General features: G+C 63.7%; 15 protein-coding genes. 4 read left to right on the top strand and 11 right to left on the bottom strand.

Annotated features, from left to right (window positions below):
- Window positions 1–87 precede the first annotated feature (87 nt).
- The 9 genes from B5M41_RS01450 to B5M41_RS01490 form a co-directional block, all read right to left on the bottom strand.
- Window positions 88–2454, bottom strand: a complete 2367-nt coding sequence (locus B5M41_RS01450; RefSeq protein ID WP_134646307.1) for a polysaccharide biosynthesis tyrosine autokinase — start codon at window positions 2452–2454, stop codon at window positions 88–90.
- A gap of 81 nt (window positions 2455–2535) precedes the next feature.
- Window positions 2536–3441, bottom strand: coding sequence for a UTP--glucose-1-phosphate uridylyltransferase (locus tag B5M41_RS01455; protein WP_134646310.1), 906 nt, complete (start codon window positions 3439–3441; stop codon window positions 2536–2538).
- Window positions 3442–3445: 4 nt separating this feature from the next.
- Complete coding sequence (locus B5M41_RS01460) at window positions 3446–4456, bottom strand: glycosyltransferase family 2 protein (RefSeq protein WP_134646312.1); 1011 nt, start codon at window positions 4454–4456, stop codon at window positions 3446–3448.
- Window positions 4453–5376, bottom strand: coding sequence for a glycosyltransferase family 2 protein (locus tag B5M41_RS01465; protein ID WP_134646314.1), 924 nt, complete (start codon window positions 5374–5376; stop codon window positions 4453–4455). Before B5M41_RS01465 ends, B5M41_RS01460 begins: the two co-directional genes overlap by 4 nt.
- Entirely contained in the window at window positions 5373–6371 is a 999-nt protein-coding gene (locus B5M41_RS01470) for a glycosyltransferase family 2 protein (protein WP_134646316.1), read from the bottom strand. Before B5M41_RS01470 ends, B5M41_RS01465 begins: the two co-directional genes overlap by 4 nt.
- The gene (locus tag B5M41_RS01475; protein ID WP_134646318.1) at window positions 6361–7566 is read right to left on the bottom strand and encodes a glycosyltransferase family protein; all 1206 of its coding nucleotides are present in this window, start codon (window positions 7564–7566) and stop codon (window positions 6361–6363) included. Before B5M41_RS01475 ends, B5M41_RS01470 begins: the two co-directional genes overlap by 11 nt.
- Before the next feature lie 13 nt (window positions 7567–7579).
- Window positions 7580–8365, bottom strand: coding sequence for an endo-1,3-1,4-beta-glycanase ExoK (exoK, locus tag B5M41_RS01480; RefSeq protein ID WP_134646320.1), 786 nt, complete (start codon window positions 8363–8365; stop codon window positions 7580–7582).
- Window positions 8366–8367: 2 nt separating this feature from the next.
- The gene (locus B5M41_RS01485) at window positions 8368–9495 is read right to left on the bottom strand and encodes an acyltransferase family protein (protein WP_329959067.1); all 1128 of its coding nucleotides are present in this window, start codon (window positions 9493–9495) and stop codon (window positions 8368–8370) included.
- Window positions 9496–9858: 363 nt separating this feature from the next.
- Window positions 9859–11337 carry a lipopolysaccharide biosynthesis protein gene (locus tag B5M41_RS01490; RefSeq protein ID WP_134646322.1) on the bottom strand — a complete coding sequence of 493 codons (1479 nt, stop codon included), beginning with the start codon at window positions 11335–11337 and terminating at the stop codon, window positions 9859–9861.
- 121 nt (window positions 11338–11458) lie between these two features.
- On the opposite strand from B5M41_RS01490, the gene B5M41_RS01495 reads away from it, so the two are divergent.
- Both B5M41_RS01495 and B5M41_RS01500 read left to right on the top strand, forming a co-directional pair.
- Window positions 11459–12418: a glycosyltransferase family 2 protein gene (locus tag B5M41_RS01495; RefSeq protein WP_134646324.1), complete on the top strand. Its 960-nt coding sequence runs from the start codon at window positions 11459–11461 to the stop codon at window positions 12416–12418.
- A gap of 19 nt (window positions 12419–12437) precedes the next feature.
- The gene (locus B5M41_RS01500) at window positions 12438–13364 is read left to right on the top strand and encodes a polysaccharide pyruvyl transferase family protein (protein ID WP_134646326.1); all 927 of its coding nucleotides are present in this window, start codon (window positions 12438–12440) and stop codon (window positions 13362–13364) included.
- Window positions 13365–13368: 4 nt separating this feature from the next.
- On the opposite strand, the gene B5M41_RS01505 is transcribed toward B5M41_RS01500, so the two are convergent.
- Window positions 13369–14364, bottom strand: coding sequence for a glycosyltransferase family 2 protein (locus tag B5M41_RS01505; protein WP_134646328.1), 996 nt, complete (start codon window positions 14362–14364; stop codon window positions 13369–13371).
- Between the two features lie 108 nt (window positions 14365–14472).
- A complete protein-coding gene (locus B5M41_RS26975; RefSeq protein ID WP_329959068.1) occupies window positions 14473–14793 on the bottom strand; it encodes an exopolysaccharide production repressor protein in 321 nt (106 codons plus the stop codon).
- 709 nt (window positions 14794–15502) lie between these two features.
- Here B5M41_RS26975 and B5M41_RS01515 point away from each other — a divergent pair.
- Entirely contained in the window at window positions 15503–16180 is a 678-nt protein-coding gene (locus B5M41_RS01515) for a sugar transferase (RefSeq protein ID WP_134646331.1), read from the top strand.
- A gap of 63 nt (window positions 16181–16243) precedes the next feature.
- Window positions 16244–17461 carry a polysaccharide biosynthesis/export family protein gene (locus B5M41_RS01520; protein ID WP_230639977.1) on the top strand — a complete coding sequence of 406 codons (1218 nt, stop codon included), beginning with the start codon at window positions 16244–16246 and terminating at the stop codon, window positions 17459–17461.

The raw sequence follows: 17461 nt of genomic DNA on the forward strand, positions 1-17461 counted from the left end.
TATGGCGTAGGGCGCCGCGCCACGACGCGGCCTTGGCATGCATTCAGCGGTGATTTGATCGGCAGTGAAATGCGCGGCAGCGCGCCGTTACTGGCGCGCGCCGCCTCGCATCTGGTCGACATAGTATTGTTGATAGAGGTCGCGGTACTTCTCGGCGGTGCCCGCGTCGCTGTAGCGGGGCAGGGTGTCCATGTCCGTCTTGTTGAGGATGACGCCGATGGTTTTCGCGTCGATGCGGCTTTCAGCGGCGAGAAGTTCCTTGACGAGGTTTGCCGGTGTGCGGCCCCATTCGACGACGAAGAGGAAACCGTCGGCCAGCGGCTCGAAAGCCTTGGCGTCTATCACCGGAGCGAGCGGGGGAAGGTCCACGACGACATAGTCGAAAGCCTGGCGTGCTTCTTCGACGAGTTGCTGCATGGCCGGCGAGGAGATGAGGTCATTGACATGGGGCGCGCAGGCGCCGTCGGGTTGGATGGCGATCGGCAGCATGGAGAGCTGGGAGTGTCTGTCGGTCTTGACCGCCTGGCCCCATGCGATGGTTCCCAGAAGCGCTTCGACGAGACCCGCCTGCGGTGCCGGCTTCATGATCGCACCCAGGCTCGGCCTGCGCATGTCTGCGTCGATCAGCAGGGTTCTTCTGCCACTCGCGGCAAGAAGTGCCGCGAAATTGATCGCGACGGTGGACTTGCCCTCGCCCGGCAGGGCCGAGGTCACGCCGATCACCCGATTCTTGCTGCTTGGGAGCGTCATGTCGCTGGCCAGCTTGGCGTTGCGCAAGGTTTCGGCAAAGACAGAGCGCGGCGCATCGAGGACGACGCGTGTCATGCGCTCGAGCGGCACCGCGTCCTCGCCGCTTTCGCCGGCAGCGTTGTCCGGTCCGGGTTCGGGCTTCACCGCCTTGGCGCCGATCGTGACGGGCCTGCCTTTCCTTACGCCGCCGATGAGTGGCAGGTAGCCGAGCGGCTTCAATCCAAGGATGGCGCGCACGTCGCTTTCGAGCCGGAAGGCGCGTTCGCGCATCTCCTGCACGAAGGTCAGGGCGCCGCCAGCCATCAGGCCGAGCACGGCGGCAAGGCCGAGCACCATGGTCTTGTTGGGGCTGGAGGCGGATGTCGGCACGCCGGCATCCGAGATCACCCGCGCCTTGGGGATGGGAAAGGACTGTTTCTGCGAGGCCTGCTCATAACGGGCGAGATAGGATTCCGAAAGCGCCTTCAGCGCCGTCGCCTTCTGCTCCAGCTCACGCAGGCGCACGGAGGAACGGTTCGCCTCGGCATTGCTGCCGGCGACCTTCTGGATGCTCTCGCGCAGGGAAACCTCGCGCGAGCGGGCGACTTCGTATTCGTTGCGGAAGCTTGCCGTCAGTTGCTGGAGTTCGCGGTAGATCTGTCCGGCGAGGTTTTCTCTCTCGGCTTGCAGCGCGGCGACCTGCGGATGGTCCGCGCCGAAATTCTGCGTGATGTCCTGCGCGCGCTTGACGACGGAATTGTAGCGTTCGCGCAGGTCCTGCAATACGGAGCCGCCGGCTTGCTGGGTCGGGATTGAGGCATTGTCGACGGCCTTGTCCGGCCCCTGATCGACGATGGCCCGGAACTGCGCGTACCGGGCGGACGCGCTCGCCGCATCGGCCTGGGCGAGAATGAGCTGGCTGTTGAGGTCGGCGAGCTGCTGCTCGGACATCAGCTCACCGCGGGCGGTGGTCAGACCGTTTTCGCTGCGGTAGCGCTCGACTTCCAGCGCAGCCTCCTGCGCGCGGTTCTGGATATCGGTAAGCCGCTCCTGCAACCAGGTCGAGGCCTGTTCGGTTGCGGTGAAATTGGCGCTGAGCTGGTCTTCGAAAAAGGCCTCGGCGTACCGCTTGGTGACGGCGGCCGCGAGCTGCGGGTCGGTCGAGCGGAAGGAGACGGCCAGCACGGCGCTGCGTGAGACGCGTTCCACCGTCAACGACTGTTGCAGGATGCTGGCAGCCTTGTCGCGGCGTCCCTTCGCCAGCGCCTCCTGCGAGGCGGGCTGGCCGGACGAACCGAGCGAGGCGAGCGATCTCGCCCAGCCTTTGACGGTCGCGACGGGCGACTGCGGCGGGTTGAGAACGGTTTCGTTGTCGGCCAGCTTCAGATCATCGACCACGCGCAGCGCCAGCCGGCCGGATTTCAGGATCTCGACGGCGCTTGCGATACGCATGTCGACCTGTTGGCTGCTTTGCGGCGACGGCTCGCTCTCCTCGGCGTAACGCGACAGATCCTCGTCGAGCAGGATTTGCGTCATCGACGTGTAGACGGGTGTCGCGAACACCAGATAGGCGACGGCGAGCGCGATGGCGACCGCGACCGAAAGGGCAATCAGCCGCGCCCTGCGGACGAGGATCGTCATCAGGCGGTTGAGATCGATGAAGGAATCGGACGGATCCGGTTCCCGGTGAAGGATGCGGCTGTGTGTTACCGTGCGTTGATGCATGGGGCTCCGTTCTGCCTTTCGGCGCGATGGATGCTTTCCTCCCCGATATCCTCCGGGCTTGTCTGGCCCGGGGGCACGAGATTATGCCGCGCGAATCCGGCCCTCGTGCGACGACATCATGTCGCGCAGGGATTCATAGACCGCGCCTCCGATATCCGGACGGGCGAGCGCGAAAGCGACATTGGCCTCGATGAAGCCGTGCTTGGACCCGCAATCGTAGGTCCGCCCTTCATAGGGATGGGCGTGGAAGGGTTGGCTTCTGGAGAGCTCCAGCATGCTGTCGGTCAGCTGGATTTCATTGCCTGCACCGCGCTGCTGGCGGGCGAGATGGCCGAAGACCTCCGGTTGGAGAATGTAGCGGCCGTTGAGGAAGAGATTGGAGGGCGCTTCGCCGGCTTTCGGCTTTTCCACCATATGGGTTACGGCAAAGCCGTGGCGCACGGGCGCACCCTTGCCGACGATGCCGTATTGCGAGGCGTCCTCCGGTGCGCATTGTTCGACACCGACGACGTTGCCGCCGACTTCGCCATAAAGCTCCATCAGGCCGGCCAGGCAGCCGCGCGGCCCGAAGGAGATCATGTCGGGCAGGAGCAGCGCGAACGGCTCGTCGCCGATGAGGTCGCGCGCGCACCAGACGGCATGGCCGAGGCCGAGTGGCGCCTGCTGGCGGGTGAAACTCACCGAGCCGGCGGTGGGCAGCAGGCGGCCGAGCTCGCTGACCTTGTCGTTCTTGCCGGATCTTTCGAGCGAGGAGATGAGCTCCGGCGTGTCGTCAAAATGATCCTCGATGACCTGCTTGTTGCGGCTGGTGACGAAAACGACATGTTCGATGCCGGCCTCGCGGGCCTCGTCGAGGGCATATTGAACGACGGGGCGGTCGACGATGGTCAGCATTTCCTTGGGCATCGCCTTCGTGGCGGGCAGGAAGCGGGTTCCGTTGCCGGCGACGGGAATGACGGCCTTGCGGACGGTCTTGTTTCGCACCATGGCATTATCCTTTATTCTTGAGCGCGATGTCCGGCGCTGTCGAGGAAGAAGAGGCCGCGCGGGACGCGGCCGTCTTGTGGTGGATCGGTGGCGTGGTCAGGCGGCGCCAACGAGCGGCGATGGGCATGGCGAGGTGCCGTATCGCGAGGGGATCACCAAGCGCCACCTTGGCGGCAGCGCCGAGCGAACGGTTCTTGAGGTGGTGGACGAGCGCGAGGAAGGCGCGCGTTTCCCTGAGGTTGCGCGTACGACGGCGCTGTGCGGCAGCGGCTTCGCCCGAGAGCGGGAAGCGGGCAAGCAGCCGACTGTCGCCGGCCAGCATGGCGTCGACATGGTCGAGATGCAGCACGCGCGAAATCGAGCCTTCACGGATATGATAGAGATAACCCGCCTCCGGAACGGCCGTGCAGCGGCCGCCCGAGGCGAGCACGGCGGCGAGCAGAAGATAGTCCTCGCCGATGCGCAGGGCCTCGTCGTAGGCGAGCCGGTTTTCCAGCAGGAAGGCGCGGCGAAAGACCGGTTTCATATAGCCGAAATTGTGCGTGCTGCGAAAAATCCGGTTGGAATCGATGAATGCCGGCAGCGTCAGTGCGGGCATGTCGGCCAGGAGATCTTGCGGGAACATCCGCTCCGTTCGGCCATCTTGATGCAGCACGTCCAGATTATCGACGGCTGCCACGGCATCCGCTCCTTCCGCAGCGGCGATCATGCGGGCAAGACGGTTCGGCCGCATCGTGTCGTCGGCATCGAGAACCGCGATCCAGCGGCCGCGCGCGGCGGCAAAGCCGGCATTGCGCGCTGCACCGGGCCCACCGTTGGAGCCGAGCGATACAAGCTTCACGACCGGCTCGCCGAGCGCGGCAACGATCTGGCGCGTCGCGTCGGTCGAGCAATCGTCGGCGACGATCACCTCCACCGATACGCCATCCTGCGCCAGGGCGCTGGTTATGGCGCGCTGGATGGTGTCGGCCGCGTTGTAGGCGGCGATCACGACACTGACATCGGGGGCGGTCATCGCGCCGCCTCCAGTTTTCCGTAGGGCTCAATGGCACGTGCGCCGAACAGGCCACCGACTGCGCCGGCATGAAGAAGGCCGCGCAGGAGGAAGCGGTTGCGGCGTACCGGAGAGAAGGCGAAGGCGCTCGCGCCGGCCAGGCAGACAGCGCCCTTCGCGGCAGCAAGCGCCGCTGCACCGAGGCGCGCTGCGCCTTCATGGCGTGCAGCGAGCAGCTGGCCATGGGTCTGCCCCATCCGCAGCCTCCGCTGCGCCAGCCAGGAGAAACGGGCGCGTTCGGCGGGAACGACTTCCTTCACCCATGCCTCCTCGGCGAAGGCGATGCGCCCGCCATCGGCATGCACCGCGCTGAAGAAGGCGGTGTCCTCGCCGCCGCTCCGCCCCAGTGCAAGATCGAAACGCCGGCCGGCGATCGCCGGTGCGGTGCGGCGCATCAGGACGTTGCAGGTATATCCCGTGCGGATTTCGCCGTTTACCCAGACCGGGCGCGTGGCGTGGAAATCGCCTTCACGCATCCAGTCCGGCGCGCCTTGCCCGTAGAGTGCGCGCACCGGGCCCAGCACCACGTCGGCACGGTGCTTTTCTGCGGTGGCAAGCAATGCGTCCAGCCAGAGCGGTTCCACGGTCTCGTCGTCGTCGACGAAGGCGATGAAGTCGGCATCGCTGTGCTCAAGGCAGGCGTTGCGGGCGATGGAGATGTTTCCAGCGGGGCAATGCACATAGACGATGCTGGCCGGCAGCATCGGCATCGCAGCTTCGACGCGGTTGCGGGCGCTCGGCTCCACATCGTTGTCGGCGACGATGATGCGAAGGCGTATGCCTGCGGGTACGACCAGCCGGGAGAGCGAGGTGAGCGTTTCCGTCAGCGCTGCGCGCCGAAAGGTGCAGATGGCGATATCGATGTGGAGGGGCGCTGTCATGCCAAGGCCCTCCGCTGGCGCGGATCCAGCATTTCGCGCCAGAAGCCGGCCGACCAGGCGAAGTGCATGATCATGGCGGAAACGGCGGCGAGCGGGCCGTACGGATTGCGTTGGCCGAGCGCCATCCACGCACCGTAGCCCATGCATGCGGCGGCCCACAGCACGAAGGGCACGGCGGCAATCCAGGTGATCGCGGCGAGGAACGCGCCGACCGCGACCGGCGCCACCATCAGCGGCAACATCTGCCGGAGGCTCGGCCGCGAGCGGTGTTTCAAGAAATTGCGCGCCCGGCCGCGGCCATAGCCGAAATACTGCTTGAAGAGCGGCAGGGCACTTGCCCGCGGATAATAGACCATGCTCGTGCGTGCGGTCATCCACACGCGGTAACCGGCCTGATGGAGCCGATAGTCGTATTCGGCGTCCTCGTTGGCGGTGAACGCCTCGTCGTAGCCACCGATGGCGCGGAAGGCCGCTATGCGCATCAGCGCATGATGACCATGGTCCGTCCAGTGACTTTCGGCGCCGACCCGGTGCTTGGCCCCGCCATTGCCCAGCACGGAGTTCTGCGCCACGGCCGTCGCCTTCTGGAACGTGCCGAACCCGATGGTCTGCATGGCGACCACGACCGAATCCGCGCCGGTTTCCAGCGCCTCCTCCACCAGCACACGGCAATAGTCGTCAGGATAGGTGCCGTGGGCGTCGATGCGGATGAGGTAATCATGTTCGGTGCCGAAGGTCGCGACGGCGAGGTTGATCGCAGCACTCTGGATGCGCTTCGGATTGTCGAGCACATGCATGTTCGGCACCTCTGCCGTGAGGCGGCGGGCAATGTCGCGCGTGCCGTCCGTGCTGCCGCCATCGACCACGACGAGGGTGGCGGTGAGATCGGCAAGGTCCGGTTCGAGATGTCGGACCAGACGCTCGAGATAAGCCGCCTCGTTGAGGCAGGGGATGACGATCAGGCAACGCACCGAGGCGACAGCATCAGCGTTCATGGCAATCCACCTTGTTGGCGATGAGGGACGGGAGGGGTTGCAGGGGCGCTGCCTGTCCGGACGGCTGGCGCAACGCGCCAAGGCGCTGGACGAAAGCCGTGCAGTCGGCGCGATCCAGGATCCAGGGCCGTGTGCCGAGCGCGACGAGACGCGCGTTCAGCGACTGGTAATCATCGTCGCCGAAGGCGGCGAAGCGCTGGATGAGCGTCTCCAGACGACCATCGGCAAGGGTGATGCCGACACCGTGCCGGGCGGCGAGGCGGGCCGTTTCAGTCCCCTCGAGAACGATGGGCAGGGCGCCGTGCCGACCACCTTCATAAATGCGGTTGGGCAACAGCCACTGCGAGTTCTGGCCTTCCTCGAAGAAGTCGATGGCCCAGGTGAAATCCACCTCGGCATAGATGGCCGACAGGTCCTCCGGGTTGCGGTAAGGGCCTTCAAAGCGGATGAAGGGTTCTCGTTTGACGATGCCGTCGAAATCATCGAATTCGCGGTAGGCCGGCCGGCCGCGCAACACCACCTCGAAACGTCCTTCCGTGCGTCGCGTAAACGCACAAAGCAGGTCGAGCGACTTGCGGCAGCGGATCGCGCCGAACCAGCCGATGCGCCAGGGGGCGCCGGTCGGGCGCATGCGCGCTGGCAGACCGGCATCGCCGCCGTCCAGTTCCAACACCCGGTTCTCCAGCAGATGGATGGGCGCGCGGATGCCCGAAAGGGGTTTGAAATAGTGTTCTATGAAGGCTGGCGAACTGGTGACGACAAGCCCTGCCTTACGCCCGAAATGGCGCTCGGCCCCACGTAGGAGGCGGCCGGCCGGACCTGCCTTCAGCATCAGGCGGTGCACGTCGAGGCATTCATAGGCGATGGGGACCTTGCCGAAGTGCGTCGAGGCGCGGCGGGCGAGCACCAGCATTTCAAGGTTGCGCGCAAGGATGATGTCCGGTTTCGCCAATCCTGCGAGCTTTCGGGGCAGCCGCGCTACCGCACCGGCTACCGCGACGAGCCGCTGGGCAAAGCGCGCGTCTGCGGTCGTGCCGAGTTCCAGCGGTGTGACGCCTTCGATGTCGGCGAGACGGTTTTCGCCGCGGCGGAAACCGGCAAGCATCACCTCCGCGCCGCCCGCCTGCAGCATCAGCACCCGCCGGCGCACGGCGGGGTCTGAAAGGTCGTGGACGAGGTAGAGGATCCGTAGCATCGGCGTCATCCGATCAATTCACCAGGCAGGCGACGGAACCGTCGAACTGGCAAGGCTCGCCCTCGGCGGTGAAGGCGAGACGCTCCACTTCCAGCCGCGCCGGGCCGGAAAAGGCAAAACGACCCATCCAGTCGGAGAGCGTGTCGGTGCCCCAAAGCGACAGGAAGATTTTCTGCGCGTGGTTGGGCAACTTCTTCGGGTCTGTCACCTCATGCACCAAAGTGCCGTTCACGTAATAGCGCAGGCTTTGCTTCTGCCAGACGAAGGCATAGTCGTTGAACCCATTGTCGGCGCCGCCGGGAACAGGCACGAGTTTCTCGTTTCCACCCTTGCCGGCAATGTACTGGTTGAGCTGGACGCGGTTGGTATCCTTGCCGAGAACCTCGAAGTCGATCTCGTCATGCGGTTTCTTGTCGGTCGGTCCGATGTAGGTGAAAAAAGCCGAATTGAGGCCCGAGCCGGTCGCCGTCTTCATGCGCACCTCGTAGGTGCCGTAGCCGTAGCGCTTGCGGGTCTGCACCTCGCCGCAGGAATACTGACGTTCGCCGGCGGGCTTCGCGTCGAAGGAAAGCAGGAGTTTTCCGCCTTCCACCTGCACCTGATCCTTCGACCACGTGCAGTTCTGGTGTGCGCCGTTGTTCCAGCCGTCCGAAACATACCACCGGGCGGTGTCGAGCCGATCGAACTCCTCGACGAAGGACGTGCCGTTCGCTCCGTCCTGCGCGGCGGCGGGAACCGTGGTGCACAGCATGCTGAGAAGGGCGGATGCCCCAAGGGCCTGTGTCAGGGAAACGGTCATGATCACCTCCGTTGGGCGACGGAGCCCTCGGGCTTCATCTGCGGGTGTGGGCGGCCGGCCGGAGCCCGTTTGCGGTCGCCCATGCGGCGACCGGTGAGGATGGCGTGCAGCGGGGGTACGAAGCGCTGTGCCAGCGCATGGGTGGAAACGAGGATGACGAGGGCCAGAAGCGGGCTTGCGATATAAAACAGCGGGTAATCCGCGCTGCCGAACCGGTTCCAGACCATCCAGAAGAGGATGAGCAGCGGATAGTGGCCGCAGAATATCCAGAAGCTCAGCCCGCCGAGCCGCGCCAGGCTCTGACCTGTGGCGGTGCGGACAAGCAGCGCCGAAAGCGCCCAGGCGCCGAAGATGCCGGCGATGGCGGTAACGGCACGCAGCATGTCGAGCCAGGCGGGAAATTCCGGACCATAGGCATAAAGCGCGAAGGAGAGCAGCACCGCCATCGCGAGCACGGCCAGCACGACAGGCAACGCGAAACGATCCATGCGCCTGATGTCGACGCGATGGAGTGCCATCGCCACGCCGAAGCTGAAGCCGAACAGAATGGATTTCTTGAGGAAAATGCCATTGGGAACCGGCAGCACGGCATAGGTCAGCATGAGCACGAGCACCGTGCGCGGATAACGCAGCACCGCAAGCGCGATCAACGGCGATAGGATCAGGCAGAGAAGGAGATCCCGCAGGAAATAGAGCGGAATATTGATCGGCCAGCTCTCGACGGCGAGCGCAAGGTTCATCATCTCCCGCGGCGTGGCATTGGGCACGTCGGGCAGGTAGCCGAAGCCGATGCCGCGCAGCTGGGCTAGATAGACGAGTGCGAGAAAGGTGATGTTCCAAAGCAGGAACGGCAGAAGAATCGTGGAGGTCTTGGTACGCAGTGTCCTGCGATAATCGAAGGCCTCGAAGCCGCGATGGAAAAGCAGATAGCCAGATATGGCACTGAGGCAGGGCACGCCGATACGAAACAGGCTGTCGCCCAGGAAGACGCGCATCCAGTCGAAACCGCTGACCGCGCCCGCATAAGCGCTCGTTGCCGGATCGTGGGGAACATGCACGAAGATGATCCCCGATATCAGCACGATCCGCATCATGTTGATGCGTGCGGAGACTGTCGCGTCGATTTGCACGGTTGCGTCACCCCTCTGGTGCGCCGTTCCCATCGGGCGGCCTTTGAACAAGGTCAGACCGAAGCCTGTGAAGAGGAGTTTGCACGATCGGACTGCAGAAAATGTGGCAGCGCAGCAAATTTTCCGGCAGGTCCGGTTGCATCGCAGCATCGGAAGCGAAATTGCATTCCGCCAAAGATGCACGCTCACATATGCGTGAGAGAAGCGTGATGTCTCTTTTGACAATACTTTGAAGATTATTCGAATGTACTGATTTAAGCGCAATTTCTGGGTGTAGGCGAACCGGATTTTTTTCAGTCTTCTACGGTGATTCAGGGCGGAGCCGCGCGAACTGCGGCGAATCTTCCCTGAATTGGGGCAGTCTCAAGGCAGGCTTGCGGCCGATGCGGCACGCGGCCGGCGCACCAGATCCAGCAGCTTCCGCAGCAGCGGCCGTTCGGTAAGAACGGTGAGAACAGCGTAGATCGCACCGCCGAACAGGATGCCGATGCCGACCTGTAGCGCGGGGTGGAACTGCGCGGCGAGATAGTGCTCGAGCGCGTAACGCACCGCAAGCGCCATCAGTGCGGCGGTGAGCATCGGACGGATGGATTGGTAGAAGCCGGAGAGGACAGGCGTTTCGTCGACCCGGAACACGACCCACGAATAGCCGACGAGCACCGCCGCGTTGACGAGGCAAAGGGCGACCATCGCCTCGATGAGCGTGCCATTGTAAGCGCCATAGGCGACGGCGGCTGTCGTTGCCGCCGCGCGCCCCACCGCCCACCAGAACAGCGCACTCCCGTGGCCCGAACCCTTCAGGTAAGGAATGAAGGTGCTGCAGGGCGTCAGCAGTCCCTTGGAAAGGGCCAATAGCCCGAGCACGGGCCAGGCGGCGGCCCATTGCGCACCGAACAGCAGCAGCATGGCCGGCTCGGCGACCGCCCAAAGGCCGAACATCATCGGCGCGAGCAGCAGGGTCGTGACCTGTGTGCTCAGCATCAGCGCCTGCGAGCGGCGTTGGCGGTCGTGCATCATTGCGCTGAAGGCGGGAAAGAGGACGCCCATCACGCCTGACAGAACAACCTGATTGGGGATGCTGGAAAAGCGGTTGGCGGCGGAATAGGCGCCGGCATCGGCAAGGCCGAGGAAGCGCGATATCACCACCATCGGGGACTGGAAAGTGACGAAATTTGCAAGTTCCGAGCCCATCAGGCCGAGGCTGAACCGGGTCAGCCGCACGACGCTTGAGAGGCGGAACTGCAGACGCGGCAGATAGCGCGAAACGAGGAAGAGGCCGACGAGCCGAATCACTCCGGCAACGAAAAGCTGGGCAACGAGCGCGAAGACGCCGAAACCGGAGAGCGCAAGGATCACCGCGGCGACGGCCGCAATCGATTCGGAAATCATGCTCCACAGCGCATCCCGGCTGAACTGCATGCGGCGGGCGACCAGTGCATAGGCGACGTCGCCGGCAAGCTGCAAGGGGATGAGCAGACACATGAGCTTCAACAGCCAGGCCGCATCCGCCGCGCCGAACCAGTCCGCCAGGGGTTCGGCGAAGACATAGAGCCCCGCCGCCATCAGGAAGGCGAAGCCGAGATTGGCCCAGAAAACCGAATGAACCGTCTCGGATTCTTCCTGTGCCTCAAGGATGAGCGCCGAGGCGAGACCCGCCCCGCCGATCATCGCCAGGAACTGCACGACGGCCAGCGCGACGGCCACCGCACCGAATTCTTCCGGCGTCAGCAGTCGGGCAAGAATGGGCACAGTGACAAATTTAAGCCCGAATGTGCTTGTCTTGGATAAGACGCTCCAGCCGACATTTCGCGTTACCGACTTCGCGTTCACGGACTGGGACATGGCGGAAACCTGCTTCAAAAAGGAGCGTCGACGAAGACAGAAGCCTGCGCCGGAAACGGCCGCGCCCCGGTGGGAGGAGACCAGACGAACCTCTTTCTAGAGAAACCACAGGGACGAAAAGATGGCGAAGCTGACAGTAATCATTCCCTTCTATCAGAAGGAGCCGGGCATTCTGAGGCGTGCGCTCACGTCTGTTTTTGCTCAAGAATTCAAAGACTTCGATGTCATCGTGGTCGACGATGAATCGCCTTTTCCACCCGATGGCGACCTGGTCGCCTTTTCGGAGGAGCAACAGGCGCGCGTGCGCGTCGTGCGCCAGGAAAATGCCGGTCCGGGTGGTGCGCGCAATACGGGGCTCGACAGCGTTTCAGCGGCGACCGACTTCGTCGCCTTCCTTGATTCGGACGATATCTGGACGCCCGACCACCTCGCTCTCGCCCATGCGGCGATGACCGAATTTTCTGCAGATTGCTACTTCGCCTCCATCACGGGGGGCGATGCGTTCTACTACCATTTCGGTATCGAGGACCTCGCACGAACCGAGGCGGTGGTGCGCCTCGCCGATGATCCGCTCCTCATCGAGATTCCCGATCTCACCCAGGTCATGCTGAAGAACTGGAGCTTCCTGCATCTCTCTTCGATGGTGATAGGCCGGCCGGTTTTCCAGCGTATCCGCTTCGACGCGGCGCTGCGGCTGGCGGCAGAGGACGTGCTGTTCTTCTGCGACTGCGTGCTTGCCGCGCGACGGGTGGTACTGAGCGGTGCGGCCGGTGCGGTTCGCGGGGAGGGGGTCAACATCTTCCACGGGATCGACAACGACTCACCCCAGTTCCTGCGCCAACAGTTCAACACCTGGGTCGCGCTCGACCGGTTGGAGGCGCGCTTTGCCGAGCGACCGGCCGAGGTGGCGTCGCTGCGATCCTACAAGCAGACCGCCCGCCGGCAGGCGCTGTGGAGCCAGGCGCGGCGCGTCAAGCACCGCAAGTTGCCGCAATTCGACATGCTGGCCCGCTGGGCGATGCGCGATCCGCGCATCCTCGCAAGCGCGGTGGGACTTGCCGTCGGCAAGTTCTCCCGCTGACGCAGACAAGGAGAGACCCATGAAGCCCTATTACTGGGAATCGCAGCACGGCAATTTCGGTGACGACCTCAATCTCTGGCTATGGGATTTCCTGCTGCCGGGGTTCCGCGAGGTACATGCCGATGTGCTGCTCGTTGGTGTGGGCACGGTGCTGAACGATGCCCTCCTGCCGCAGGACGGCCGCAAGCTCGTGCTCGGCAGCGGCTTCGGGTACGGCACCCTGCCTGACATGCGCGACCGGTATCTGTGGGACGTGCGCTGCGTGCGTGGCCCGCTGACGGCGGCAAGGGTAGGCCTGCCGGCGGAACTGGGCATCATCGATCCCGCCGTGCTGGTCGCGGACATGCCGGAGTTCGCAAACCGGCCGAAGCGCATCAAATGCGCTTTCGTTCCCCACTGGGAATCGGCGGTGGCCGGGCTCTGGCCGGTCGTCTGCGCGATGGCGGGCCTGCACTATATCGACCCGCGCGGCGAGGCGAAGGACGTGATCGGCGAGATCGCCGGATGCGAACTGATCGTCGCCGAATCCATGCACGGCGCCATTCTTGCGGATGCTTTCCGTGTGCCGTGGGTAGCGGTCAGCACATCGGCCAACATCAACGGCTTCAAATGGCGGGACTGGGCCGGGACGGTCGGCGTCGATCCGACCGCGCGGCGCATTCCCATCTCGACACGCGCCGAGGCCATCAGCAAGGGCGCCCGTTTCTGGGGCGTCGCCTACGATGGTGCGAGCCATGCAGCCGAGGAAAGCGCGGTCGCCGTTACCACGGCAGCGCCCAGCTCAGGTCTTCGTCTTGCCGCCAAACAGGTTCTCGCCGCGCCCTCCACCTTGGCTCTCTGGCAGGCAAGCCGTGCTGAACCCCAACTCAGCGCGGACGCGCGTCTTCTGGAACGCAAGGAGCGTCTATACGCCGTGCTGGAAGGCGTGCGCCGCGATTATCTCTAAGATCCTATCGCGTGGCGGAGGCGGGTAGGAGGTAGCGCAACCCGTCTTGCGGCGCCGAAGGCTCCGTCCCCATCCGCCGTTGCGCGGCTTGCAACTTGTCGCGCAGGATGTCGCCGGCAATGGCCGGCATGGCCGAGGGGTTTTTGACCGCATAAGCGAGGGCCGCACGCGCGCCGCCCTCCCGTTTGCGGTCGAGGAAATGCCGCAAGGCGTGGCGCCGGCCGATCTGGCGGCAATGGCGACGCATCGCGTGCTCAGCCTCGGATGGTACATTGCCCGCCGAAAGAATCGAGCGCTCCGCCTCATACAGCGCTTCGAGATCCTTCGTCCGATGCTGGCCGCTCAGGGAATCGGCACGCACGACCGCGCCGTAGCCGCAGCTTTCGATGACGGTGTAGCGGGCGCCCGCAAGCAGCGCTCGCACATAAAGTTCGTAGTCCTCGCCAAGGCGCATGTCCTCGCGGTAGCGGAGGTCGTGCGCATCAAGGAACGCGCGGCGCATGACCGGCTTCAGGAAACCGAGCTCGCCGCGTGGCGCGCCGCGCCGGGAAATGTTGCCGAGAACGAAATCGGCAAGGCCGAGCCGGCGCGGGCGCGGCGCGAAATCGTCCGGTTGCCGGGTGAGTTCGGCCTCCGGCATGAAGGCGATGTTATCGGCGATAAAATCCCAGTCCGGGCAGGCGAGCATGCGCCTGAAGCGACCGGGAAAGAAGAAATCATCCGCGTCGAGAATACTGATCAGAGGTGCGCGGGATACGGCGATGGCGTGGTTGCGCGCGGCCGATGGCCCCCTGTTCGTGCGGAAGCGGATGATGTCGAGCCGCCGGCTCGTATCGTCTGCTGCGGCCGCTGCTGCGAGCGTTCGGTCGTCCGACCCGTCGTCAACCACCACGACTTCGTCGACCTCCGGCTGCGCGAGCGCGGAGCGCACCGCCCGGCCGATCGTTTTTTCCGCATCCTTCGCGGCGATAATGACACAGACCTTTTCTTGCTGGATCACGGCATACCTCTCGTTCGTGCTAAGCCGACGGCGCAGACTTGTCCGCGCTGCAATGCAGCATGAAAGGGAAAGGGGGCACAAAAACGGCCCGGCAGGATCAGTTTGGGGTCAGGGCTTGGAGTGGCCCGGCTCGTTCATCGAAACGGGGACCGTGGGCTTTGCCTTTTCGAGGTCCGTCGCAGGGCGTCCCGATCCGGCCTTTTCCTTGCGAGCCTTGCCGACGCGCCAGGTAAGGTAGAGCACAGCGCCGAAGTAGCCGAGCTGGATGAGAACCGCGCAGATCAGGGTCTGGACCGCCGTTGTCGCGGCGGAGCCCGTGCTGGCATAGGTAACGGCGGCAAAGGCGACGAGCACAAGGGTCATGCTCACAAAAAAGCGTGGCGCATAGGCCATGCTGTCCCGCCATTTCGTATCCGGCGCTGGTTTCATCGATGGATCGCCTTCTCCTCTGAGGCTGGCCTGAACTATAGGCGGTGGCGGCACTGCATGCAACTAGCAGGACTAATGAGGGCGAGCATGGCCGGTTCCGAGTCGTAGCCGACCGATCTTGCGGTTCGGTTAAGGCGGTTGTGGTCGACCGAAGAATCGCGTCCGCCACCTTGCTGCCCAGATTTCGGCACCTTTCCAACCCGGGCGGCCGAAAATACCCCGAAAAAGCGAATACGTGCTTTCGCGTTGCAGCCGGTGGGTTGCGTTGCAGCATAGCCGTGATCACCTTTTGTTACAATATGAGGCGTCGCTTATGGAAAAAGTGTGCGCCGCAAAATAATATTGCAGCGCAAAATTATTAGCGGCCGCCAGGTTAAGGCGGGCCTATGTACCATCATATGCCGAGCCTGTAGCGTATAAATATGTAAAATTGGGTGCGGAAAGCCGATAACGGAAAGTCATTTTGGCGCGTGAATAGGAATATCGCACGCCGATCAGCGACCTGGTTCGACAAAATCCCATATTTGATACTTTTCATATACTGCCGGACAAAAAATTTTAGGACATAATGATTTTCTTAAATGCCGGGTTCCGGCAATCAATTCGTCACATCACGTTTCAAAAAACAAACTGTGACCATACACTGCGTATTGGATGTCTGAACGCGTCCGAGGGACCCGACCATCGCAATTCCAATGGAGCCATCTCTATGAAGTCCGCGAGCCGATCGGCCAGTTCGCCGTTATTCAATTCTGTGACAGCCGGTGCTCCGCCGGTGGGGGGAATATCGAAACGGAGCTTTGACATCCTGGTGGCACTTGCCGCGCTCATCCTGCTCAGCCCCATCTTCCTGCTGATCATGGCGCTTGTGAAATACACCGACGGCGGCAGCATCTTCTATGGCCACCGCCGCATCGGCTACAATGGAACGACCTTCCGTTGCCTGAAATTCCGAACCATGGCGGAGAATGGCGATGCCCTTCTCCAGCAATATTTCGAAGAAAACCCTGAAGCGCTGGAGGAATGGCGCGCCACGCGCAAGCTGCAGGACGATCCGCGTGTCACCGTGCTCGGAACGGTGCTTCGCAAGCTCAGCCTCGATGAACTCCCTCAGCTCATCAACATCCTGAAGGGGGAGATGAGCATCGTCGGCCCCCGTCCGGTGGTCGAAGACGAACTGGAGCTCTACGAGGCATCCGCCGTCTATTATCTGCGCAGCCGCCCGGGCCTCACCGGTCTCTGGCAGGTCAGCGGCCGCAATGACGTTTCCTACGCGGCGCGCATCGCCTTCGATACGCATTATGTGCGCAACTGGTCGCTCACGCGGGACCTCGTCATCGTCGTGCGCACCATCCCGGCCGTGTGCCTTTCGCGCGGCAGTTACTGATTTCCGCAAGAGGTTGCCATGAAAACGATCTCGACCGCAGCCACGGTTGCGCACGCCTTTTCCATGAGAATGCTCGGTGGCCTCACGCTCGCCGCGGTGCTGATGGCCGGATCCTCCGCCTCTGCGGAGGAATACCGGCTCGGCGTCATGGACAAGTTGCGCATCCGCGTGGCGGAATGGCAGACCGCAGAAGGCGCGATCCGCGATTGGAGCGCCGTCAGCGGTGATTACCGGATCGGTGCCGATGGTTCCCTTTCCCTGCCGTTCATCGGCCAATTGCCTGCCGATGGTCGCACCACAGCGGATCTTTCGGCCGATATCGGCAAGAAGATGCAGGTGCTCTTCGGCCTCAAGGACCTGCCGTCCGCCTCGGTGGAGATCGCCGAATACCGGCCGGTCTATCTGTCCGGCGACGTGCAGACACCCGGTGCCTATCCCTATGCGCCGGGGCTGACGGTCCTCAAGGCCATCAGCTTCGGTGGCGGGCTGCGCCGGGCGGATCCCGGCCAGCGCTTCGCCCGCGATTTCCTGCGCTCGGAAGGTGAGGCGGCTGTCTATGTCGCCGAGCGCAATCGTCTGCTCATCCGCCGCGCACGCATCGTGGCGGAGATGTCCGGCGCAACGGAGATCGAAATGCCCAAGGAGCTCTCCAAGTCCGAGGAGGCCAAGGCGATCATGGAAAGCGAGAAGGCGCTGATGGCCTCTCGGGAAAAGCGGCAGCGCTTGCAGCTGACGGCGCTGGCCGATCTCAAGTCGCTGCTTGAGAATGAAATCGACTCGCTCGCCAAGAAGTCCGAAACCCAGACGCGCCAGCTCGAACTCGTTCAGGGCGACCTTTCCAAGGTCGATACGCTGGCGGAGAAGGGGCTCGCGATCAGCTCGCGGCGTCTTGCGCTGGAACAGCGCACCGCCGACCTCCAGGCCGCCCTGCTCGATATCGACACGGCCTCGCTGAAGGCCAAGCAGGACATCAACAAGGCCTCTCAGGACGAGACGAACCTGACGAACGACCGGGATGCCGAACTGGCGCAGGAGCTACAGAACACCGAGCAGGAACTCGATACGCTCGCTCTGAAGCTCGGCACCAGCCGTGACCTGATGTCGGAGGCGCTGATGCAATCGGCCGATGCCGCCACGCTGAAGGGTGGACTTTCCGCCAATATCGGTTATTCGATCGTGCGCACGGTCGGGGACAAGACCGAGCAGATCCGCGCCACCGAAACGACGCCGGTCCTGCCCGGTGACATCGTGAAGGTGGAAGCCAGTCTCGCAACGCAGTGA

This window comes from Shinella sumterensis, assembly GCF_004514425.2.
In the GTDB taxonomy this organism is placed as follows: Bacteria; Pseudomonadota; Alphaproteobacteria; order Rhizobiales; family Rhizobiaceae; genus Shinella; species Shinella sumterensis.